The following is a 26,330-nucleotide window of genomic DNA, read 5'->3' as shown; positions in this document are numbered from 1 at the left end:
CAAAGCAATTCCCCCTGCGGATCTAGCGCGTAAAGGCAACAGTCCCAACACATGCCTCCGACATATATCTTATGGCGGACAGGTGCTGTCACCGTCACTGTACGACAGAGTAACAGCACTCGCCTGATTACTGTACGGCGAGGTATCGACCCCGCGATACGGGCGGATCCGATAAACATACTCGGTCTCCGCATCCAGTGAAGCCGTATCGACATAGCTCACGCTGTTGGCCGGCAGATCGACAACCTTGACAAAATCACCACTGAAAACCTGCACCTCGACCTCAAAGCCATCTTCATCGCTGGCATTATCATCCCACTCCAGCTTGACCATGCGCGAGTTGAGTGCGGTCGCGGTCAGGCTGTTCGAAGCCGCCGGAAAAGTCTGCGCGCTGGCAGTGCCACTGTATGCACTGTCCCATGGACAGCTGCTGTCCTTATAGGCCCGCACCCGGTAACTGTAATCGATTGATGCCTCGACAGTCAGATCGGAATAGCTTTCCACGCCTCCCGCCACCGTGTCGATCTGCACAAAATCACTGCAGCCGCTGCCGCTGCAACGTTCAATCTTAAAGCCGGTTTCAACATCGGTATTGTCGCTCCAGCTCAAATCGATCTGAGTATCGTTAAGCGCCGTGGCAGTCAGTCCACTCGGTGCCACTGGGCTGCTGGTGGTCGCTTCATCCTGGTTGCTGTAACCCAGTTCCCAGGTGTTGGCGTAACTGTAACAGGCATTGATCTCTTCGGCCCCCAGACTGGCGCCGACATCGCTGAGCACGGCAAAAAGCTTCAGTGAATGGATATTGGCCTGGTGCGAATACTGGGTGATGGCAACCCGCATCAGGGCATCGTTGTAAGCGGAGGTCTCCTTGACCAGAGTCCAATCGGCGTAAGCACCGCCCTTGACATAATACTTGGCCCCGACCGCCTTCAAGACAACCTTCATCTGATAAGCGGTGCTGACAGTGTAAGTACCGGTCGCGCCGATGCTGCCCCCCTTTTCATAGCTGCCGAAGGCGTAATTGTTCCAGTAAAAACCGTGCACCAGTTGCGTATAGCTGGGGTCGCTGGTCTGGTTTAATTCCCAGCCGAGCATAAAGTGATTGTTGCCATCCGTATCAGCGGGAATCGTCAGACTGGCATAGAACTCCTTGCCGGCGGCCCGATTAAAAGTCGCTTGTGAAATCAACGCCTTATCCCAGGCATCGGAGACATCGATCAGCAGCAGGTCATCATTTTGCCCAATCGAGTTATTCGGATCGATCTCCAGCCACTTGCCGCCGTTGATGGCTGTTCCGGCGAAGTCATCCTCAAACTCGATGAATTGGCCTAGATCGCCGGAATGGGTGGCGTCAGCGTTGCCATAGTAGAGGCTGATATTCTCGCTAGGACCGAGCTTGACCACAAAAGTGGCCGCAACCCCCGGCTCCATTTCCTTGATACCGAAGGCCAGCTCCCGCTTGCCATCTTCATCGTAGAACCGGACATCACCGAAATCGGCACGCATATCGGTATCGTAGGGCACGCTGATCAGTGCGTTGGCCCCGGCGACAAAAGCGCTGAAAGTCGAAGGAACCTTACGCGTCCAGCAACTGCCACCGGAGAAGGAAAGCCCCTCATTCTTGACCTTGAGTCGGTAGTTGTAGCTGGTCCCGTAGCAGACCGCAGTATCGGAGTAGCTGGTCAGATTTGGACCAACTTCGACATAATCGGAGAAATCACCACAACCACTTCCGATACATCGCTCTATTTGGAAGGAGGTTTCGGTAACGGTATTGTCGGTCCAGCCCAGGTCGATCCGGGTAGTGTTGATGGCGCTTGCCGCCAAACCGCTCGGCACCAGCACCTCGGTAAATGCAGTGGCAGTCGCAGTGTAAGCGGTTTCCCAGGGACAGTCGGCGGTTTTGTAGGCCTTAAGCCGATAGCTGTAACTGGTATCGGGATCCAGCTGCCCATCCTGATAGCTGCTCGTTCCCGCCCCGACCGTCACCAATTCGACAAAATCGCCGCAATCAGTCCCGACACAGCGCTCGAGCTTGAAACCGGTTTCATCGCTGTTGCTGTCGCTCCAGGCAAGATCAATCTGCGCCTCGGATATCCGCGTGGCACTCAAACCCGTCGGTGTCACCTTGGCGACCGCAGTCTGCGCAGCCGGTCCCAGCCAGGTAGTTTGCCAGATCGGACCGTCCGACTTCTCGGCCCGGACCCGGTAGCTATAGGTGCCGTTTTCACAGACCGTGCTGTCGCTGTAACTTATGGTATCTGGTATCAGTTCCGCAGTGGTCCCGGATGCCAGTTCGGCATCAAGCACGGGGCTGAACTCACCATCCTCGTCACAGGCGGTACCGCTGCCGCTGCAGCGCTCCAGGTTATAGGCGGTTTCCGAACCACTGTTATCGGTCCAGCTGATTGCAAGACTGGTGGTATCGGTTGCGGCGATGGTAAAATCGGTCGGCGCCGGTGGCTCCATGGTAGTCGCCGTGGTCAGTTCCCAACCGGTCGTCCAGGAACAGCTGGCGGTCTTGGCAGCACGCAGCCGGTAGCTGTAGTCGGTCGCCGGGCTTAAGCCCTGATCCTGATAACCGCTGTCTGCACCGAGCAGGTAAAGAGAGGCAACCTCACTCGCCGTCAGGGCTCGGTCATAGATCATCGCATCGTCCAGCCAGCCTTTATGATAACTGTTATAGCCGTCGTCTCGCCCGACCTGCAGCACCCCGGTATCAGCGCCGATGCTGCCGACATAGGGGGTGCGCCCGACCTCAACGCCGTCGACATAAAGGATCAGGTTGGCGCCATCGTAGCTGCCGGCATAGTGGTGCCATTCGGTGATGTCGAATGAGCCGCCGAAAGCTGCAGCAATAACCGCCCCAGGCACATCGATCGAACGCCAAATGCCGCCAGCGAAAATATAGAAGCGCATCCCGGTATCCGCCGCGCGTGGACCGAGGATAAAGGCATTGCGCTTGGTTAACAGGGCGTGATCGTGCTGCCAGGTGGCGTTAAAGGATTTGGCCCAGGTGGAGACGGTGATCGCCGCGCTCGGGTTGATCTCGGCATAATGGTTGAACTGCAGGTAGTCGCCGTATCCGTCGAACCAGCCGACACGATCCCGGCCATCGATGTTGGCCTGGATCGCGGCATTGCCGTACCTGACACCATCAGCACCGGCGATTCCGCTATTGATGACGGTGCCCCAGGAGGCTTCGTCCATCTTCAGCCACAACGCAGCTTCTTCCGGCAGATTACGGTTATCGTACTGCACCAGCAACGAAAACTCGCTATCCTCGTCGCAGGCGATCCCGGAGCCGACACATTTCTCGACCCGGTAACTGCCTTCATCGGCGATATCATCGGTCCAAGCCAGATCGATCTGCACCTCGGAAACCGCCGTCGCGGCAAAATCGGCCGGAGTCACCGGAGACGCAGTGGTTTCACTGTCGCTGACATCCCAGCTGGTCTGCCAGATCGGGCCATTAGTCTTCTCGGCCGCCACCCGGTAGGTATAGGTGGTGCCGGAACAGGTAGTCTGATCGGCGTAGCTGGTGACATCCTCGGCGGTGATGGACAACAGGGCGAACTCGCTGTCCTCGTCGCAGGCAATACCGCTGCCGAGACAGCGTTCGACCACGAAACCGGTCTCCGAATCGGTATTGTCCAGCCAGGACAGATCGACCTGGGTGCTATTCGGGCTGGTCAACGCCAAGCCGGTCGGCGGCGGCGGCGCCAGGGTGGTGGCGTAACCGATCGCAGTCGTCCCGCTTTCGGCAGGAGTGTCACCGGCACAGTCGTCGTTGCGATAGCTGCGGACCCGGTAGCCATAGGTACTGTCGGGCAAGAGCCCAGTATCGCTGTACTCTTCGGTCAGGCTGCCGTCACTGGGGATGTCGTCTAACGGGGCGACATCAACACAGTCTACGCCGCTGCAGCGCTCGACCAGATAACCGTGCGGATCGGTCCAGCCGATACTCCAAGCGAGCTCGATCCCCTCTTCCGAGATCGCGGTCACGGCAAAATCGGTCGGCAACGGCGGGGAGCCTACAACAGCATCAGCGATCGTTGTATAGGCGGAATCCCAGAGACCGCTCTTATAGGCGCGAATTCGATAACGGTAAGTGGAACCGGAACAGACGCTGTCATCGACAAAAAGGGTCACACCGGCGGCGGTAATTGCAAGCTGGCTGAAATCACTACAAGCAGCCCCCAGACAACGCTCAACCTTGAAACCGTCCTCACTGGCGGTATTGTCAGTCCAATCGAGATCAACCTGGGTGCTGGCGACAACGGTAGCGTTGAAACTGCCCGGTAGCGCCGGGGTGGTGGTCACTTCCTGGATGACACTATAGGCCGGATCGACGCTACAGATCGAGGTCTTGTAAGGGGTGACCCGATAGCGATAGAGGGTATTCGGCTGCAGCCCGGTATTGCTGAAACTCATTTCATCGGCGGCGACGCTGCCGATTTCGGCAAAATCGCTACAGCCGCTGCCGACGCAGCGTTCGATCTTAAAGCCGGTTTCGTCATCACTGTTGTCGGTCCACCCCAGAGATGTCGCTATCTCCGACACTAAACTGACCACAAAATCTGTCGGCGCAACCGGGCTGTCGGTTAACGCATCTGCGGCGACATTACTGACTCCAGTCACCCACTCGTTGGTCTTGTAGGCCTTGATTCGATAGCCATAGGCCTGCCCGGCACAGACCGAAGCATCAGTATAGCTGGTGGCATCGGCAGCAATATTGAGATCGGTCCCCGTCGAGAAATCGCAGCCGACACCAAGGCAGCGTTCTAAAGTGAAACCATCCTCGCTACCGGTATTGTCGGTCCACTCGAGCAGGATCTCGGTGGTATTCTGCACCGTGGCGCTAAGGCCGCTCGGTGCCAGCGGCGCAACAGTGGTCACTCCCAGCTCCGCCCAGCGGGAAGATTCACCACTGGCATTGAAAGAACGGATCCGGTAGCAGAAGGTCGAACCGACACTTAAACCGGTATTGGAATACCCGGTTTCATCAGCCGCTGCGGTATGCAAGGCGGTCCAAGGATTGACAGAATCGCAGCTTTCGAGCTTGCGCTCCAGATCGAATCCAGCTTCGTTCAACGAGTTGTCGGTCCAGTTCAGATCGACTTCGGTGTAGAGCTGGGTGGCGGTAAAAGGAGTCGGCGACTGCATGGTTTCTCCCGCTGCGAGAAAAACCATGTAGTCGGTGTCGCCGCTAGCAGTGATCGTTATGCCAGCGACAAAGGTCTCGCCATAGGCGTTGGTGGCAATCGATGAGGGGGTATCATCATTATCGGCGGCACCGTTATAGACCGAAGCGCCGATAATGATGCCGTCGCTGTCGTACCTGACGGTCAACACATCATTGTTACCGCCGCTGTCGGTGGTGCCGGTTAAGGCAACGGTACCGGAGCTGTCGATCGACATGGCGTAGAGCGCTTCGTCCGAGCCCGGCCGGTCGAGAGTCTTCTGCCAGATAACACTGCCATCGGCAGCGTAGCGGATCAGCAGATAATCGTGGTTGTCGGTGGCGACGAAAGTGGTACCGCCGACCATGATGCCGTTATCAACCGGATCGAAGGTGATCCCTTCGCCGATATCGTAGCCGTTGCCGGAGCCGTTAAAGCCTTTCTCCCAGAGCAGGGTGGCATCGGCTGCGGCGTACTTGATGGTGTAGATATCGCTGTTGCCGGAGGCGTTGACCGAGCTGCCGGTGACATAGAGGTTACCGTCGGCATCGACAGCCAGGGCATTGACAAAGTCATCGCCGTTGGCTGCGCCGTTGAAACTCTTCTGCCAAACTTGGTCCCCCGTGCTGCCATTGTACTTGGCGACGAAAAAATCCTTGTTCGTGCCGTTATGGGTGTAGCCGCCGACCAGCACGTTGCCGGACAGGTCGAAAGCGACCGCCGCCGGATAGTCGTCATTGCCGCCGTCGAAGGGAGCGATCGCCCAGTTGCGGGTACCGTCGGGGAGATATTTGATAACGTAGATATCGTCGTTGAACAAGTCATTTTTACCGTAACCGACCACAACCACGTTGTCTGAGCCATCAATCGCCGCAGCGACCGACGAGGAGCGGTCATCATTCCCATCAGGACCGTTATACTGATCGGTCCAGGACTCAACCGAACCATCGGCGGGATAGCCGATGGTATAGACATCGTTGGTGTTGCCGGCGCCACCACCGTAGAGGGAGGAATAGCCGCTGACCACTACCCGGTTGCTGCTGTCGACGGTGACGGCAGTGGCGACATCGACCTCATTATCGTCATCGTTATAGGTGGCGTTCCACTGTTCCGTCAGGTCGGCCCGGTCGAACTTGATGGTGTAATAGTCGAAACCGGTGCTGACGTTGGTGACAAAACCGGTCACCACCGGATGGTTGTCGGCGCCGACCGCGATCCCTTCGGCGTAGTCATCGCCGGCGGCAGTGCCGCCGTACTCAAAATGCAGGCTTGGTGCGGCATAGCTGATAATGGTGGTCTTGGCATTGACTTCGTTACTGTAGGGGGTGTTGCCGGTCGCAGCGCTGGTGGCCATAACCCGGTAATAATAGCGGGTATCCGGGGTCAAACCGCTATCGCTGTAACTCTCAGTATCCGCCGCCAGAGTAACGATGGCCGCGTAGCTGCCGTGGTCACCGATCTTCCGTTCGAGAATGAAGTTATCCTCGCCGGCGGAATTATCGCTCCAAGTCAGGTCGATCTCGGTGTTGGACACAACCGTCGCGGTCAACGAGGTCGGCTGGTTGAGTGCCCCCGACTCGAACTTGAGGGCGAGAAAATCGTAATCGCTGCTGCCGGAGGTCCAGCGATCGGACCTAGCACCGACGATCAGGTTGCCGTCCGGGGCCAGGCAGGCACAGAGACCACGATCACTCTTGCCGGCTCCGTCATACTCCTTGAGCCAGAGTTGGGTGCCGTCATCCTTTTTCACCTTCATGGCCAACACATCATCGAGGCCACCGACTCCGTCATTCTTGTAACCGACGACAAACAGTTCACCGTCGCTGTCGCCGACGATATCGAGCCCCGACTCGTTATGGCCGTCACCGCTGTTGTAGCTGTCGCTCCAGGCCTCGATCCCGGTGACACCATCATACTTGGCAACATGAATGTCGCTCCCGGTAGTCAGGGTCGAATCGCTGCCGACCACATAAACATTGTCATCGGCATCAAGCCACAGCGCTCTGGCTTTATCGTCATAACCACTGTCGTAGATATCGACCCATTTGGCCGGACTATCATCGGCGGCATATTCGACGACATAAAAGTCCAGGTTACTGCCGTTGCTGGCATAACCCGCCATCACCACGTTACCGTCAGCATCCATCGCCAACGCCTGCCCGCGGCCATCACCGTTATCGGCATAGCGCCGGGTCCAGACCTGGTTACCAGAGGTATCGTACTTGACCGTCAGGCAGTCAAAGTCAGGGGTTAAGTTCTGCGATTCACCAGTGACCACCACTCCGTGGACATCATCGGCGACGATCGCGTAAGCCCGGTCGTGACCGCCGTTGCCGGAATCGTAGGAGATCTCCCAGAGCGGCGTGCCATCCGGGTTGGGGCCAATGTTCGGATCGTACTTGAGCAGGATGATGCTGTCTTTGGTGGATGGATTCTGCATGTAGCCGGCGACAAAAACGTTGCCGACCTCATCAACGGTGATCGCAGTCGGGTAATCGTTGCCGTTGCCGGTGCCGTCAAAGGTGTGCTCCCAGATCAGGGCGCCATCGGCGGCGGCATACTTGGCGGTATAGATATCGTTGTAGGTCGGGCCGTCCCAGACATAACCGGTGACAATAACATCATCGTTGCTGTCGACAATGACCGCGGTCGCCACATCGGCCTCGCCAGTGCCGTCTTTGCTGACACTCCAGAGGGTTCCGGAACCATCCGCCTTGACCTTGGCCACATGGATATCGGTGCCGTTCGAATCGGTGGAGCCGACAATGATCAGGTTCCCCTGCGAGTCGGCCCGCGACGCCCTGGCTTCCTGATTGCCGGCCGCCGCCACATTGTAGGGAGCCCAGAGGTAATCGCCACCGGCAGCGATACTGACCGTCGGCAAACAGACCCCCATCAGCAGAAATAGCAAGGCGATATGGAGCAGCAAACGCATGAGCATTTTCGGCATATGTCCCCCCCCCTGAACAGTCGTCATCCACATCATCCGCTTTCCGGCTACCATGGCGTCACCTCGTTCCATTGCTGATTGTTCCAGGCGCCGGTTTCGGTTTCGTGACAGGCCGGCCAGATGTTGCGAAGGCGAGGATAACTTTCCACAGTACTGTGCCGACCCGGACTCGGCCCGCCCGTCTCGACGGTGCCGCGGTGATTCCAATCAAGACAGTCGGTGCGCATCAAGCGCGGCAAACCGGAGACATGAGGATGATGACACTTGGAACAGGAGTAGGAATGCTCGGCGTTATTGCCCCAGCCCTTGACTGTCTCGTGAACCCGGTCGAGGCTCTTGAAGGCAGAGTTTTTGTTGGTTCCGTCAGTCAAATTCCCCTTCGGGTGACAGCGCAGGCAGAGGCCGGCAAACTGGTCGGCAGTTTCATTTATCTGGTTCGGGATTCCCCTGTTACTCCCGTCAACCGTACCGAAGGTCTTGCGGTCCAAATAGACTTGACTGCTGGTGGACTTGGACACCGCTCCCTGTGGCGCATCCTCTTTATACGGCGAGGACAACCAGGTTCCCTTGAGCAGCGGTACTGCGTACTCCTGATTATCTCTCAATGTCGGGCTGACACCGTGCGGGTCGTGGCAGCGAGCACAGGAGCCGTTAATCGGCACCAGTGCCGTATTGGTTAACGGCGATGTGGCCTTCAGATGACCGCCTAAACCGGCTCTGCCGGCTTTAAAGGGGAAACGCACCTGGGTGCCCCGCTCACCGTCACCGAATCGAGCACTGTCGCGATAACCAAGAATCGGTTCCGTCGCGCCAAAGGTCGAATTATATCCCCAAGGTTTACTGCCAGCCGTTTCAGTCAGGTGGCAATCGAAGCACTGGGCCGCGGCCGCACTCATCGGGTTAACCCCTTCCGTCACCCCGACCGCCCTGTAGGTCACCCCGTACCCCCCCTTCCCGGCCTGGGTCTCCTTCAGGTTACCGCCGCCGTAGCTGCCATCAAAAGTCTGGTAGCTGCTGGTCTCACCGCTGGTGTAGGAACCGTGCGAGCTGTGGCAATCAAAACACTGCACATTTTGTGTACCGGCCCGGGTATTGATCAAACTGCCATCCTCACCGGTCGAGTTGCTCCAGCCGCCCTGATTGGCGACCGCGTTGCCATGAGCGGAAAAGGCCTTCTGGATATCCTTGTCGGCAGTATTGGTACCAGAATACTTGCCCCAAGTGGTCACATCGGCAGGCGCGTACTGCGAATAACGTGCAGCAATACTCTGCCGGTCCCAGGCGTACTGACGGGGCGTCTTACAGTCGCCGAAGGGATCAAAATCGTTATTCTGATCGCTATGACAGCTAAGGCAATGCTCTGTCACCTTAGCCACTTCGGTCCGCTCCTCGGCGGTACCGATCTTGGTGGCGTCGAAGGTCACTGCCGTGACCCCGAGCTGGTAGCTGGTCGGGCGGGTTTCGGTGCCGTAAACCACCAGGTCGCTCGGCGCGTTGGGGACAGTGGCGTAGGTCTTGTAGTTGTAGCCTTCGTGATAAGTATTGTCGATCAACCCTTCAGGGGTGGTTTCCCAGTGGCACTCGTAACAGTGCTTGTTGGTCAGCGGCACACCCTGAACATGATGCGACTGACCATTGAACTGACGCAGAATATCCATCCGCAGCAGGATCGCTCCATCGTGGCACTTGATGCAGTCGCGCGGCAGCCCGAAGCCGAGGTGGTTCGGAATCGGCTTGTTATTGTGACAGCTGTTGCAATCGCCGCCGGAGGCGTGACCGCCGCCGAAGCCATGCTCGTGACAGTCAGTACAACGACGGCTAGCGCGGTGACCATCGCCGTAGTTGTCGAGGAAATGATCGACATCGGTGTGACAGATGTTGCAGATACCGTTGTACGGCGCATTCGACTTGGCATAGTCAACTCCGCTGGTGGTTTTGGTGAAGACCACATCGGCGCGGCTGACCGGCGTACCAAACTGGCCTTCGGTCTCGATCGCCACTTTAGCCTGGATCATGTAGATATTGCTGTCCCCATGCGGGTCGTGGCAATCCCAGCAGAACTTGCCGCCCTTCCAGGTACCGGTATCCAGGTAGGCCTGCCAGTGTTTATGACCGAAATGCCCGGAGCTGGCCTTGCTCGCTCCTGTGATAAAACCAATACCGCCCGGATCGAAACCGATTTTATACGGATCGTCGGCCGGTTCGCCGCCCCATTCATGGCAGCTGTGGCAACGGTCGTTATCGTCGTTGTCGTGGCACTGCAGACAGACACCCATCATCACGTACTGATTCTTAATATCCGCCTTCTGCTCGACGGTCCAACTGCCGGACTCGGTGTTGTGGATGCTGGCATCATCCAGATGACAGCTGGCGGTACAGGTGGTCATGCCGACATGGTTAACCGGCGTCGTGATATCATCAATCTGCGCCGACAGACTACCGACTTCATCATGGCAACCGAGGCATTCGGCATCGGTCCCCTCCATGTGGCAGTAGAGGCATTCCTTCTCGAAACGTTTTTCAAACTGAGCATGAACCTGCAGCCGGTAAGGGTTAGCCGGGTCTTCATGCACCACGCTTCGGTCGTGACAGTGCCAGCAGGGGTTGTCGGCCGGGAAGTTGGCCGGCGGATTCCCGGATGAGGGGTAGTCGCCAGCCACGGTCGGCCGGCCGTGGCCACTGGTGGTCCACTCGGTCAGGTTCATGCGCGCCTGGGTACCGTTAAAGGCATCGAAGTCATCAACATCCGGCCCATTGGTGCCGTGGCAGGCCAGGCACTTGACCGTGCCGCCCCAGACCGGGTCTTCGTCTGCGCCGCTGTGACAGGAGGTGTCGGAACAGGTCTTGGTCATCGGGTCGTAAGTACCACCGTCTTTAAAGACCACATCCTTGACCTTGTTGACATGGTTGGCCGGATCGATATGACCGTTTTCGTCCATCGCCCCGATCGGCGCCTCCCCTTCGATGTGACAGGTAACACAGGTGCCGTCATCGCTCTTCATGGTAATAAAGTGGCAGTTATCACAGGAAAAGTTGGTCTGTAGGTGGCGCACGTGCGAGTTGGCGTTGCTGGTCCCGGCGCCGCTGTTGGCATACATCGGCGTCGAGTTCATCCACTCTTTGCCGAGCGGCCAGGCAGTGATCACTTCACCACCGTCCGAACCGTCGTGACAGTCGATGCAGGCGCCTTGGTGACCGTGGCAGGAATCACAATGGGAGGCATCAGTCGCCCAGTTCAGGTCGGCCACCACCGGATCAACAGTAGTACCATCACTGTGGCAATAAAGGTTGAGGCAATTCTTGTTGTCGCTGTCGTAGCTCGGATCGGGGCTGCCGGCGACCTTCCACTGGGGATCGATGACGATATCGACCTGCTCGTTAACGTGATAACCGCCGCCCTTGATCGCACCAGCGTTATCGGCGCTGTCGTAGTGACAGTACTCACAGGGGTATTCGCGGATCCACTTGGTACTGACCAGCACATCGTGCGCACCGCTGGTCATCTTAAAGATGTCCGGCACCAGGTCGGGATCAGGGTCGACGAGGTCACCGTGGCAATCGACACAGGACGTGGCAGTTGAATCGGCCCAGGTAACATTCCGGTTCGGCGCATTGCCCGAGCCATCGCTGTGGCAATAAAGATTATCGCAAGCACGGGTTCCAGGCGTGTAGTCGCCGCTGGCGAAACTGACATCCTTCTGTTCATTCAGATGCAAACTATTGTCGCTGACGGTACTGCCATCACTAACGGTTGTTGCATGACACTGGGAACAATCAAAAGCGTAGAAAGAGCCGACATGCTTAGGATGGTTACTACTCAAGGTGCTGGCATCGCCGGCATGGCTATGACAAGAGCTACAGGTCATCTCCGCGCCGCTCCAGATGGGGTCCCGATAGGCAAGACTGCCATCAAAGGGGGCGCCGTTGCTGTGGCAGTACACCGATTGGCAACCGACGTAGGCCGGAGCTTCAACATAACCGCCAGCTTCCGTGTAACGACTGGTCTGATCGGCATCGACGTAGGTTGCTCCGGCGAGCCTGGTCTCAGCCGGGTTGAAACTGATTTCCGAGCTACCGCTTAAGTGGGAAGCGGTCTGATGACAAGTCGGACAGGTTAACGCCGCCAGCATCCGCCCTTCATTCAAATGAGCCGGATGGCTGTTCCATGCGGGAGGATTAGCATGACAACCGTCGCAACCGGCGGTAAAGCCCTTGCGGTGGCTATGGCATTTGATGCAATCGCTCTCGTTGTAATGATCCGTCCCGCCCGGTTGTTCGGTGGTGTCATAGCGATGATAATTAGTTTTGGAATGGCAGGCTTCACAGATATTGCTGGAAATTGTTGCCGAAGCGCGGCTATCATCGCCCAAATTGGCACTGCCACTCGCTAACGCATCCAGAACAACTGCCCCTGCGCCTAGCTCAATCGGTAACTTATCGTCGCAGGCGGAGTCGGTCACAGCGAGCTCGGCTTTGACCTGTTTGGCATTCCCAGAGCCTTTTTGGTGACAGGTCAGACAGGTAAATTCGCCATACTGGCCACCCTTGACCCCCCACCCCCCCGACCATTTACTCGAAGCCGTCGCTAATGAGCTATGAACCAATGGATTAAACGGCTTAATTCCAGCGAAGTCACTGATAGGGCCAGCTATATCACCATCAAAAAATGTGATACGCAGCTTATAGGCAGTCTGATTCAGTAGGCCGGAAATCGTATACAAATAGGGGGATGCGGCATGCTCAAGCTTGATGCTGCCAAGCGGGTCATCTAAATTGCCGGTGCCTTCAACCCATTCTATTCGCAGGGAATTGTCAGCGTTATCGTCATCCGTATAACTGACCGAAACCTCAATTATCTGTTTTCCACCGAACAACAAATACTCTCCGGGCGTGGTAATGTCAGCAGCGTCTGCCGAAACGGAAAGCAGACAAAATACGCAGAAATACAGGGAAAACAAGAAACGACGTACCGCTCTTGATTGCCCCAAAACAACCTGCCTATCCGATCTGATCTTTGCAATAGATACCACAGCGATCCTCCCCAGAGACTACCGGCTTAAAACATCGCAAGCGACTGGCGTTAACAAAACTAACTAATCAGCTATCCGTAATAAGTTAAGAAATATTACTCATTGATCAAGACGGCAAAAGGAACTGCATCTAATGTGAATTATTCCCATTATAATTACCTCACGTCCATACAAGCACCTTTCCTAGCAAAGGCCAAGCCAAACAAACACATTAAAAAAACTTTTCACAAAAAACAAAAACATCGCATTTTCAACATGTTAAACACCCTAAAGGTGCAGTAAATCCCAACCCATCATTCTCAATAAATACCATAAACCTAACACCGGGACATTCCGCAGATTAAAGATAGGAACGGTCTTATTTTAAAAAAACGTCCTACGTCAACTCAATAAATGACAATTAACGGGGAACAGTCTCGGCAAAGAAAGGGCGCGAACGCCCGGCCCAGGTCGACAATATTCCATAAGATGAGCCCGCGAATGGAAAACGCGGCGTGACAGGAGTTTTACGCCCTTAGTGAAGTTTCGATCTTGCAGGTGGGGACTGATAGTCGATGCTTGTTAACTTTTTTTAGTAACGCACAAAGCTGCACATGGATATTGAACAAAGAAAGGAATGATCCAGCCTGTTTTAAGAGAAATTTCGAAGGAGGACGAAAAACAAGGATCTAAGTGTTTATCAGCTGCCGAATATCAGTTTCTGCTCTAGCAGAAACTTTTTTGCCAGCTCGCGCAGATTCACGCCGCCGGTAGCTTGATGCTGTAATTTCCACAGCGTATCATCGTCAATTGTCCCACGCAAACGGCCAATCAACCTTTTGAGGGCAGGAAATTTTTTCAGCGTCGCAGAATGAAAAACCGGCGCAACCTGAGCATCGCTAAAACCGAAAGGCTCCAAAGTGACAAGCTCAGTGCTGCTAAGCAACTGGACTTTGTGCTCTTCGATATCGGCCACCAACAGATCAACTTCGTGCCGCTCGGCAGCGGCTAGTAATTCCGACGGGGAATCAAAGCGGAGCATTTTGATATTGGTCCCTGTGCGCCGATTGATCAACAGCGACATTACCTGTACCAACAGATTTTGCTGCAAAGATCCGTTGCTACCGATGGTGATAGTGTGCCCGGCACAGGCATTGGCCGAAGAAGCAGAGAATACCCCCCCAAACCCCAAACAGAGAATGATTAAGCCGAGCAACACGTTTCGCTTCATCAGTTTACTTTTCATTAGCACCCGGCTCGATCAGATCAAGAGCATAAAGGTTGTTATCCCGCGAGCCGAAAACCAATCTCCCGCCAAAAAGAACCGCCGTACTCTGGATGTCACGTCCAGCTTTAAAGCTGCTCAAGACAACCCCACTGTCGATATTTATCGCGTAAAGCTGACCACTGTTGTTCCCAATAAACAGTCTTTTTCCACTGATAAAAGGTGAGCTGTAAAAGGCGCCCAAGTCGCTCAGACGCCAGATCGTCTCACCAGAAGCTGCGTCCAGCTTCCACAAACTGCCCGCAGCGGTCGCGAGATAAACGGCTTCAGCTTGATAGCGGGGCGAACTATAATAACAAGTTTCGCCCAACTGCCGCCGCCAACGCAACCGGCCAGCAGAACTAAAAGCACTGAGTTGTCCGTTGCGCGTAACGACAACTGGCCCCTCCGGAGTCAGAGCGGCACTGGTTAATACCGGTTCCCCAAGCGAAACCTTCCACAATTCCTGCCCGCTCAAACTAAATGCAGAAACTGTTCCATCCCCGCCAGAGAGATAAACACGCCCATCATCCAACACCGGTGCCGCACGCAAGGGCAGATGACCAGACTGTTGCCAGAGCTCTGTGCCACTCTCTGAGGCCAACGCATATAAGGTCCCTCCCCAGGCAGGCAGCAGAACCTGCCCATTGACCGGCAGTAACGCCCCTTGCCGATGATCATCCGCTGGCGATTCGGGATAACTGAACCGCCAGCGAGGTTGACCATCGGCCAGATTCAGGGCGACAGCCTCTCGCTGCCAAGTCTGAACGTAGAGGTTTTTGTCATCCGCGGCTGGCGATGCATCGATTTCCGCACCAAGAGCACGCTGCCAAAGCAATCTCCCCTGTCGGTCCAGGGCATAGACGTGACCATCCCAAGACGCAGCATAAAGTGTTTTACCGACCACCAGAGGCGACGCATCGATGAAACCAGCGGTCGACAGCTGCCAGGCCGGTTGAAAACTCAGCTCATCGCGCGGTCCCGTTGCTGGCCGCCAAGTCTCGGCAGGTGCAACCTGTATGGTACCGATGGCCGGGTCCTGCCGCCGGTCGTAGATCTTATTCCGCCATTGCACTGGCTCACTGCTACCGAGCCAGTTCCCTTCGATACGCACTTCGGCCGGGGAGAAATCCCCCAGACGTAAGTGAAACTGGTTGGCGTAAAAATTGTTCTGCGTGATTATGGAGGAGCGATCGTCCTCCATAAAGAAGAGGCCGGTACCATTACGGCGGAAGATGTTTTTCTCTAACTGCAGGGTCGACTGCCGGGTCAGAATCCCCTTGGCTTCATTCTCTTCGATGAGGCAATTGCGGATACTGAAGGTGGCCTCACCGAAGCGAGTGCCATCAATATTCTTGCGCAGAATACAATCCTCGATCAGCCCCTTGGTGTAATGCGCGTGCAGGCCCGCCACCGAGTCGCGGATCTCGCAATAGCGCAGCACAACCTCTTTGGCAAAATCGACCCGGATTTCTTTCCAGTCGCCGGGGCGCGGATCAGTGGCGGCACTGCGAAAGAGGATTGGTGCCAGCCGCGTACCTTCGGCACGCAAGCTGCCTTTAATCAGCAGGGTACTGTCACCGAGCAGATCACCATCCAGATCGCGACGCACAAAAATGACTTCGGTGCCCGGAAGAATGGTCAGAGTTGCGCCCCGAAAGACCTCAACCTGACCGTCAATGACCACCTGCCCTTGCCAGACGGTATCTTCGAAAATGTCGGTATTGCTGAGCAGCAGAGCTGGAGCCGGATGCATTGATGCGGCACAACCGCACAACAGCAGAAGGAGAATCCCGGCGAGAAAGCACCCTAACAGTTTCATAGCGTTCCCATAACGAATGGCTTTAGAAAAGAAGGAGGCTCAATCAGAAGCAGAGGAAAGGCAAACATATCAGCACTAATCAATTTTTGGTCGCGCAGTATTCGGGGCATTTTTCATCTCTAAAACGGAAGGTAATTTCCGAACATAAACCTTCACCTCATGCACCATTTTAGCAGATTCGATAATAACCGGTTGGGCTCGGGAGCCATTGGCGGCCGTTATGTAATCTTCCGCCTGCGGTTGCCCGCCACGATAATTTTTTCTGGCGCGCAGAAAGACCCGCCCAGGCCGGGTCAGCGGCAAGACAAAACCACCGTCTTCGCCTGAGCGTGAGGAAACCGCCACGGGATTTGTCGTGGCGCCGGGGTCGCCAAAAGCAAACACCAGCAATCCGGCAACCGGCTGCTGTTGGGAATCAAGCACCCGGCCGCTGACCCCCATCTTTGGCGCAGCATCCATGGTGGAGAAAACCCAGAAGTCAGAGTGGGTCCCAATATCGATAACCTCACCCTTTTTAACGGTCACTTTATAACCGATAGTATCCTGCTCTTTAATCAGATAGATATAGTCACCCACCCGTGGTGCTCCAAACAGAGCTCCTGGGCTGTTACGTAGCTGCGCACCGGCATAGTACTCACCAACCGGAACAACAACCTCAAAGCGACCATCCGCTTCCAACGCGTTCACTGCAGCGGGAATCAAGACGTAACGGTCGGGAGCCGGGACATTTTCTCCAGCAGCGGACCAGAGAGCCACCAGGCCAAGACAATCGGTGAATTTTGAGCAGTCAACCTGTCCCTTAACACGCCCAACCACCGGGTCGGCACAAAAACACGCAGAGGGCAGGAACAAAACAAAAAGAAGTAGCAGAAAGACCCGGATCATTATTCTCGCCTTAACGTCCCTTTACAGAAAACTTGTCATTTCTGCCCCGACATGTGACAGAACCAAGCTAAGGACGAACTCGGTCATTATATTCAATTTTATCTTCAATCGTCATATTTTAATTTTTGCACGACAATTTCCAGACCGTCAAGCCGCCCACGTCGCTTAATCTTCACCGGTTTTAGCTCTTTCAGAGACGACCCTCCATAGAGACCAAAAACCTCACCGGTTGAAGGTTCGTTGGTGTCAAGCCCCTCTCGTGCCTGCAGGTAAACTTCTCCCGAAACAGCGCCGTCAAGATCTCTACCCATTGGCTCCAACACTTTAACCGCTATCTCTTCACTCCGGAAAACTTGCCCGGAAAGAGCTTGATAGACGAATGCCACCACCAGCCAATCAGCAACTGACGCCCCCTCGGGATCAACCAAACGGCAAGTCAGCATTTACCTCTACCTGCAAAAGATTGCCTAAAAACTAAACCATCCAGCAGAACAACCAAATTATCAGCTGATTTCTCATAGTTTTCTTCCAGACCAAGTTCACAGGCAGGGACCATCGCCATCGACATGAGCCGGGGTAGTAACACTGGCTTCGGTGCTATAAAGGGACATATCGAGGTCACGAAAAGGACGAACCCGGTACGTATAGCTGGTGCCCCCCTGAATCGACCTGGCGTCAACAAAGCTGTCCGCGTTTTCCCCCAAAACGGCGATATTGGTGAACCGACCGTTCCAAAGCTGGACTTCAACCTCATAACCAGTCTCATCTGAGGCGTTCTCATCCCAGTCGAGCTGGATCATGCGTGAATTAAGCGCCGTCGCGGTCAGATTGGACGCCGCAGTTGGCAAGGGCAGAGTATTGTTCTTGGTGCTGTAGCCGGTTGTCCAGGGACAGAAACTCTCCTTATAGGCCCGCACCCGGTAACTTCTCTCAATCAGGGACGGATCGGTGGTATCGCTGTAGCTGGTCTGGCCAGCTCCAACCGTTGCTATTTGGCTAAAATCGTTGCAATCTTTGTCGATGCAACGCTCGATGCGGAAACCGGTTTCGTCGCTGGTGTTGTCGGCCCAGTTCAAGAAAAATTCAGTGTCGCTGAGTGCAGTGACGCCAAGGTTCGAAGGTGCCACCGGCGTGTTGCTGGTCGCTTCGTTCTGGTTACTGTAGCCATCCCAGACATTGGCAAAAGCATAGCAGACAGAACTATCTGCGCTGTTCAGCGTAGCTCCGGCATCGATCGTCGGCTTGAGAACCATGACCGAGTGAATCTTCATGCCATGCGAATTCTGCGTAAAAGCGATGCGCATGGTCGCGTCAGTGTGGGTGTATGTCTCTTGAACCAACGTCCAACTACTGCCGTAGGCCGCGTCTCTAACATAATACTTGGCGCCGACATTCTTCAGCACGATCATCATCTTATAATCTGCGTTGGCCGCATAGGTGCCTGTGGCACCGACTGGTGTTCCCTTTTCATAAACGTTGAAGCCATAGTTCTGCAAAAACAGACCATGAACCAGCTGATTATAGCTGGGGTTAGCGGTTTGATTCAGCTCCCAGCCGATCATCATGTGGTCGTCCCTAGCAGGGTTGTCTACCGGGATGGATAGGTCCACCAGGATCACTTTGGCACTTTGTCTGGTAAACGTCGCCTTCGAGATCAACGCCGTGTCCCAGCCGTAGCTGACGTTGGCCAGCAAAAGATCATTGTTCTGACTGATCGCATTTTTCGGATCGATCTTCTCCCACTTGCTGGTGTCGATGCTGGTCCCCTGGAAATCATCAAAAAACTCTGTGAAAGGCTCGAGGCTGCCGGAATAAGTGGCGTCAGCATTGCCATAATACATGCTGACCGTTGGGTTGCTGCCCAGTTCCACCAGGTAGGTTGCCTCAGAACCGTCTTCGGCCAGCTGGTAAATGCCGAACTTAAGCTCACGCTTGGCGGTTTCATCATAGAAGCGAACGTCCTCGAAGCCAGGCTGCATGCCTTCTGCGTGGGGCACCTCGACTGTGGTCATGCCGCCGGCGACAAAATTAGTGAACGACAATGACTCCTTGCGAGTCCAGCACGCGCCAGCACCGAATGAAAGACCTTCATTTTTCACCTTGAGACGATAGTGATAGGTGGTGGTAGCGCAAACTGAATTGTCCGTATAGCTGGCGATATTGGCACCGACCTCGACATGTGGTGAGAACTGGTTGGCTGCATCGCAAGCAACCACCGGATCAGTCGTTTCCTCGCAGCGTTCAACCCCGGTCGAGGTTTCGCTCGCGGTAACATCGCTCCAGGTCAGGCCAATTCTGGTGGTATTTTTCGCATCCGCCAACAGATCAACCGGGAAGGCCACATCGGTCGTTTTACTGATAATCGCCGTGTAAGCAGAGTCCCATGACCAGGTGGCCGTTTTGTACGCCTTGACCCGATAGTAATAGTTGGTTTGTGGATCAAGTTGGCTATCCTGATAACTGGTTGTGCCCGCACCAAGAGTGAAGGTCGCATCGACTGAGCTACAGTCGGCAACCGTACAGCGATCAAGCTTGAAGCCGGTTCTGTCACTATTGTTGTCGTTCCAGGCCAGGTTGATCTGCACCTCTGAAATCAGCGTGGCCGTCAAATTAAACGGTGTCGCCTTGGCTTTGGTCGCCCGCGCTTCCGGTCCGGCCCAGGTCGTCTCCCAGTTCGGCCCATCCGATTTTTCCGCCCGTACCCGGTAATGATAGGTGGTGCCCTGCTTAACCTCAGTGTCAGTGTAACTGACGGTATCGGCCGCAAGCGCAGCAGCAATGGTGCCGAATTGGCCATCCACCTCACAATTGACAACGGGGTCGGTCGTGACCTCACAGCGCTGCAGATGATACGCCGACTCCGAGCCGCTGTTGTCAATCCAGGTCAGATCCAGAGTGGTGGTATCGATCTGCGAGACGGTTAAGCCGGTCGGCGCTGGCGGGTCGAGAGTCGCTGTTTGGAGAACCACCCAGTTGTCCGCCAAAACATCCTCCCAGGAACAGGTTCCCGATTTACCAGCCAGCAGCCGGTAGCTATAGGTGGTCGAGGGAGCCAGTCCCGTATCCTGATAGGTAGCCCCGTTTCCAAGATTGTAGAGAGCATCAACTTCGGCAGCACCAAGCGCCCGCGTAAAGATCACCGCGTCATCCAGCCAGCCATTCAAGTAAATATTAGTATGGGCGTCTTTGCCGATGTACAGTGACCCGTCATAGGAGTAGATAGCGCCAGAGTAGGACAGTTGCCCCACTTGCACACCATCGACATAAATAAGCAACTCAGTCCCGTCAAAGGTGGCCGTATAATGATGCCACTGGGTAATATCGATCCCCAGATCAGCAACACTCAAGGTCTTCCAGCCACTATCGTAGATGCTGAACTGCATGCCGCCGGTGCCGGTCGGGCCGAAACGATATTTATACCGCTTAGCCATCAAGGAATTGGAACTATCCCAACTGGAGGTTGCCGACTTCGCCCAGATCGACACAGATACTTCAGCTGTGGGGTCAATTCCGGCGTAGTTATAAACGTAGACATAGTCATTGTCACCATCGAATTGACCGACTCTCCCCCGCTCAGCATCGTTGACCGTTATGGCACCGTACCGGTTAATGGTTGACCCACCAGCCACGCTGTTGACCGGGGTGCCCCAGACGCTTTCGTCCATCTTCAACCAAAAGGTTGCCTCATCCAACAACTGCCAATGACCATACTGCACCAATGGCTGGTAATCGTTGTCGACGCAATTTTCAGCAGGTGCGTCACACCTTCTTTCCAGCGTATAGCTGTCAACATCAACCAGACTATCATCCCAGGACAGGTTGATCTGCACTTCGGAGATCGGGTCGGCTTCAAAATTAGTCGGGGTCGGCACCGAGTCGGTCGTCGCCTGGGCGCTGGCGGTCCAGATGGTCTGCCATGGCGCGTCGGTGTTCTTCGCGGCCACCCGGTAGCGGTAGGTCTGTCCAGCACAGACCGTCGCATCAGCATAACTGACCACATCGTCAGCGGTGGTCGTCAGCGGTGAAAACTGGTTGTCCGCATCACAAGCGATTCCGATATCAACAATACAACGTTCGATGACAAAACCAGTCTCCGAGTCAGTTTTATCTGTCCAACCTAGATTAATTTGGGTGGTATTAATTTCGCTCGCCCACAGACCAGTCGGCGGCGGCGGCGACTGCGTGGTGGCATAAACCACCGCCGTGTCGCTGCTCAGTACCGGGCTGCTCGTAGCGCATTCATCATTGGCGTAGCTTCTCAAGTGATAGCCGTAAGTGGTACTCGGCGTCAGGCCGCTGTCGTTGTAGTTGACCGTCAGGGTCCCGTTGCGGCTATCGCCGCTGTTGTAACGCGCCAGAGCCTCGGCATGACTGAGCGCCCGGTCGTAAACCATCACCTCGTCCATCTTCCCAGAGAAGTACCTAGAAGAGGTCCCCAATTTGCCAATAAATACCGGGTTACTGGAGCTGTCGTAAGTAATGGTAGCATTACTTGACATGGCGCCATCCTTGTAGAAGCGGACACCGACTCCCGGTTCAAAGACCACCACCAAGTGCTGCCAGGCATTAAGGCTGACGTTACCAGCGTTAGTCCAGGCTCCGGAACCGTTGTAAATTCTCCATTGGGAACCATACCGATACAACGACCATTGAAAACTGCCTGCATGGGTGCCGATCACCCCCCTATCGGTGTTGCTGTTTATCGTCGGGTAGACCCAAGCTTCAAAAGTTGCGCCAGGACCATCGGCAGTCTGATCGAGAATTAACGAAGTGCTGACATAATCATCGGTTCCGTCGAACCAGCCCGCCCAACCGTACTTCCCATACTTAGCAACAGCAGCACCATTGACACTGGTTCCGTGATTGCCGTTTCCAGAGCTGTCCTTTACTTCACCGGCCGTGCTATTCCAGGATTTTTCCTCCATCAACATGGCCAGAACCGGACCGGCGGAGATGTCGTCGAGTTGGGCAACCGGGGTGCAGGACGGCCCCTGGCAGCGATCGATCTGGTAGCCGCTGAGATCATAGCCGGGCACCGACCAATTCAAGTCGATCCCTACTTCCGAAACCCCATCGGCCGAGAGTCCGATCGGCAACGGCGGAGCGACAGCCGTCAGCTCAACCGGGCTGCTATAGTCGCTGTCCCAGCCGGCATTCTTATAGGCCCGGACCTGATAACGATAAACAACACCTGAACAGATACTGTCATCCACGTAGCGGGTGTCATTTGCAGAGGTTACGGCAAGTGGAACAAAATCACTACAGCCGCTCCCTGCGCAGCGCTCGATGTTGAAGCCATCTTCCGAAACGGTATTATCCGTCCAGAACAGCATCGCAGTTATGCGTGGCGTCGCATACCCGGTCAGGCCATTGGGAGAGAGGAGTGAAGTGGTCGCCTCACCGATAGGGCTGTACGCTGCCGGAACCGTGCAAGTCGCGGTTTTGTAGGGGGTCACCCGGTAACGGTAGAGGGTGTCACGCTCCAGGCCGGTATTACTGTAGCTAACAGTATTAGCCGCCACGCTGGCGATTTCTGCAAAATTTTCGCAGCCGCTGCCGACACAGCGCTCTATCTTGAAACTGCTCTCGTCATCGCTATTGTCGGGCCATGACAAGTTAATCTGCACCTCCGAAATGCGCGTGGCACTCAAGCTACTCGGAGCGACCGGACTGTCAGTGGTCAGATCAACGGCAACGGTGCTGTAGTCGGTGGCCCACTTGCCGCCCTGAAACGATTGGACCCGATAGCGATAGGTCTGCCCCGGACAAACTGAACTATCGGTGTAGGTCACGGCACCCGTACCCGTAACGACACCCGCAACAGAACTCTCAATGATCGAGAAATTACATTCGGCGCCAACTAGGCACCGCTCGACCACAAAACCTTCTTCGCTGGTGGTGTTATCGGTCCAGTCAAGTTTGATTGAAGTCGTGTTGAGCACAGTACCGGTCAGGCCGCTGGGGTCCAACGGCACAACGGTCGACGCCTCAAGTTCCACCCAACGGGAAGATTCACCACTGCCGTTATACGACTGAACCCGGTAACAGAAGGTGGAACCGATACTCAGGTTAAGATCGGAATGACTGACCTCGCCTGGACTTGCCGTGTAGAGCGAGTTCCATGAATTTTCAGATTCGCAGCTACCAACCTTACGTTCCAGGCGGAAACCGAGTTCATCCAGTGAGTTATCCGCCCAGGACAGGTCGACCTGGGTGTAGCGCTGCACAGCGGTAAGAGGGCTTGGCGGCTGCATGCTCTCACCATCGGCGAGAAACACCATATAATCGTTATCGCCGCTGGCATTGATGGTATAACCGGCAACAAAGGTTTCGCCATAGCTGTTGGCAACAACTGCCGCCGGAATATCATCATCGTTGGCGCTGCCATTATAAACCGAGGCCCCGAAGATATTGCCGTCATTGTCGTACTTGACCGTCAGTACGTCCTCGTTGCCACCGATATCGGTCGTTCCGGTCAGGCAAACCGTCCCGGACAAATCGATCGACATCGCATACAGGGCCTCATTGGAACTGGGGCGATCGAGAGTTTTCTGCCAGAGCAGATTTCCAGCAACATCATAGCGAATCAAGTGGTAATCGTGGTTTCCAACAGCAACATTGGTGGTTCCACCGACCATAATGCTGCCATCGACCGGGTCGAACTGAATGGCCTCACCAACATCGTAATCATCTCCGAGGCCGTTAAATCCACGCTCCCAAACCAGGCCACCATCGTTACCGGCGTATTTAATCGTGTAGAGATCACCATTGCCAGAAGCGTTGACCGAATAACCGGTGACATAGATGTCGCCAGCGGCATCGACCGCAATGGCATTGATATAATCATCACCATTGCCGGCACCGTTGAAAGTCTTCAGCCAACTCTGACTGCCATCACTGCCGCTGTATTTGGCGACAAAAAAATCCTTGTTACTGCCATTATTGGTAAAACCACCGACCAGAATATCGCCAGCAAAATCGTAAGCCACCGCCGCCGGGTAGTCATCAGCACCACCATCGTACGGCGTAGCGTCCCAACTGCGGGTGCCATCGGCCTGATACTTGATGACATAGATATCATCATTGAAGGAGTCATTCTTGCCGAAGCCGACGACCACGGTATTATCAGAGCCGTCAACCGCCGAAGCGACCGCTGAAGAGCGATCATCATTGCCATCAGGACCGTTGTACTGATCGGTCCAGGATTCAACCGACCCGTCGGCGGGATAACCGATGGTATAAACATCATTGGTGTTGCCAGCACCGCCACCGTAAAGGGAGGAGTAACCGGTCACCACCACCCGGTTGCTGCTGTCAACGGTGAGCGCATTGGCAACATCACCCTCGTTGTCACCATCGTTATATTCTGCTTTCCATTGCACGCTCAGATCGCTGCGATCGAGCTTGATGGTGGCGTAATCGAAACCGGTTCCGGTCCCAGTAATAGAACCGGTCACCACTGGATGGTTATCGCTACCTACTGCGATCGCCTGGGCATAATCATCGCCAGCTCCGGTTCCAGCAAACTGATATTGCAACGCCGGGGCTTCGTAGTTAACAACGGTGGTCTTGGCGTTATCTTCGTTACTCCAAGGAGAATGGCCGTCGGCCGTGTTATAGGCCGCGACCCGGTAATAGTAGCGGGTGTCGGCGGCCAAACCGGTGTCGCTGTAACTGTCCACTGCAGCGCCCAGGGTAGCGATTACCGCATAGCTTCCGGCCGCGCCGGTTTTCCGCTCAACGATAAAGTTCTCTTCAGTGGCCGAGTTGGGGACCCAGGCTAGATCGATCTGATTCTCGGTTTTCGTAATAGCAGTCAGGGAGGTCGGCTGGTTCAGAGCTCCTGACTCATATTTAAGGGCATAAAAATCGTAGTCACTGCTACCAGAGGTCCAGCGGTCCGACCAACCACCAACCAACAAATCACCGGCCGCCGTTAGCCCGGCGCCAACACCACGATCATGTTTGCCGGCACCGTCGTACTCGCGGGCCCAGAGCAGGGTGCCAGCGGCGCGGGTCACCTTCAACAGCAGAAAGTCATCGAAGCCGCTGGCGGTATCATTATTAAATCCGCTGACAAACAGTTCACCATCGTTATCACCGACGATAAAGTGACCATGGTCATTATCACCGTTGAAGGAATTATAACTGCTGCTCCACTCTTCAACGCCGCTAACGCCTTCATATTTGGCGATATAGACATCCTCACCAGTTTCTAGGGTCGCATGGGTGCCAGTGACATAGACATCGCCGAGACTGTCAATCCATAGGTCACTGGCTTCGTCGGGATAACCGCTATCGTAGATGTCTACCCACTTGGCCGGACTGTCGTCAGCGGCGTACTTGACCACATAAAAATCGCTGTCGCTGCCGTTACTGCTATAGCCGGCCATTACCACGTTGCCAACGGCATCCATGGCCACCGACTGGCCCTTGCCGTTGCCGGTGTCGCTGTAGCGCCGTTGCCAGATTTCACTGCCGTCTAACCCGTACTTAATGGTGAAACAGTCAAAATCGGGGGTCGCATTCTGCGACTCACCGGTTACGGCAACGCCGTCGACCCCGGCAGCGATCGCGTAGATCCGGTCATGACCATCAAAAACGCTATTGTAGCTCGCCTGCCAGAGCGGTGTTCCGTCCGGATTTGGTCCGTCGATCGGCCCGAACTTGAGCAGGATAAAGCTGTCCTTGTCATTAGCGTCCTGCATGTAGCCGCCAACGTAAACATTGTTAATACTATCTACCGTGATGGCAGTCGCATAGTCGTTGCCATTTGCAGTTCCATCAAAGGTATGTTGCCATAGCACCGCGCCATCGGCGGCGGCATATTTAACCGTGTAAATATCACTATAGGTCGCCCCATTCCAGACATAGCCGGTGACGATAACATCATCATTGCTATCGATTACCACAGCAGTGGCGACATCGGGACCACCGGTCGAATCGTGACTTACCGTCCACAGCGGCGCGGAGCCATCCGCCTTGATTTTAACCACCTGAAAATCGTTGCCCGCCCCCTCGGAATAGCCGACAATCACCATATTCCCCTGCGAATCGACCGCAGACGCCTTGGCTTCCTGCTTATTCACTGCGGCGACATCATATTGCCAGGCGATATCGCCACCAGCGCTATGGCCAATGACAGCAAAGCAGAGGCTGGCCAACAGGGTGAGAAGGAGCAGATATATTTTCGGCATTGGTTTGCTCATGATTTTCA

The 26,330-nt window shown here is 55.2% G+C and carries 7 protein-coding genes; all 7 read right to left on the bottom strand.

Translation table 11 applies throughout. The features are described 5' to 3' along the window. Positions 1-69: 69 nt before the first annotated feature. Positions 70-8,205, bottom strand: a complete 8,136-nt coding sequence (locus ACZ5PT_RS10320) for a DUF2341 domain-containing protein (protein ID WP_464262951.1) — start codon at positions 8,203-8,205, stop codon at positions 70-72. Further along, positions 8,181-13,121 carry a CxxxxCH/CxxCH domain c-type cytochrome gene (locus ACZ5PT_RS10315; protein ID WP_464262950.1) on the bottom strand — a complete coding sequence of 1,647 codons (4,941 nt, stop codon included), beginning with the start codon at positions 13,119-13,121 and terminating at the stop codon, positions 8,181-8,183. The genes ACZ5PT_RS10320 and ACZ5PT_RS10315 overlap by 25 nt, the downstream gene beginning before the upstream one ends. A gap of 721 nt (positions 13,122-13,842) precedes the next feature. After that, positions 13,843-14,373 carry a hypothetical protein gene (locus ACZ5PT_RS10310; RefSeq protein WP_464262949.1) on the bottom strand — a complete coding sequence of 177 codons (531 nt, stop codon included), beginning with the start codon at positions 14,371-14,373 and terminating at the stop codon, positions 13,843-13,845. A gap of 4 nt (positions 14,374-14,377) precedes the next feature. Then, positions 14,378-16,228 carry a beta-alanine-activating enzyme beta-propeller domain-containing protein gene (locus tag ACZ5PT_RS10305; RefSeq protein WP_464262948.1) on the bottom strand — a complete coding sequence of 617 codons (1,851 nt, stop codon included), beginning with the start codon at positions 16,226-16,228 and terminating at the stop codon, positions 14,378-14,380. Between the two features lie 75 nt (positions 16,229-16,303). After that, positions 16,304-17,113 carry a carboxypeptidase-like regulatory domain-containing protein gene (locus ACZ5PT_RS10300; RefSeq protein ID WP_464262947.1) on the bottom strand — a complete coding sequence of 270 codons (810 nt, stop codon included), beginning with the start codon at positions 17,111-17,113 and terminating at the stop codon, positions 16,304-16,306. A gap of 104 nt (positions 17,114-17,217) precedes the next feature. Further along, the gene (locus ACZ5PT_RS10295) at positions 17,218-17,556 is read right to left on the bottom strand and encodes a hypothetical protein (protein WP_464262946.1); all 339 of its coding nucleotides are present in this window, start codon (positions 17,554-17,556) and stop codon (positions 17,218-17,220) included. 96 nt (positions 17,557-17,652) lie between these two features. Next, a complete protein-coding gene (locus ACZ5PT_RS10290) occupies positions 17,653-26,310 on the bottom strand; it encodes a DUF2341 domain-containing protein (protein ID WP_464262945.1) in 8,658 nt (2,885 codons plus the stop codon). Positions 26,311-26,330: the final 20 nt, after the last annotated feature.

The organism is Desulfuromusa ferrireducens, from assembly GCF_055389805.1.
Note: the sequence above shows the minus strand (reverse complement) of the source record. Positions and strands in the feature narration are given on the sequence as shown.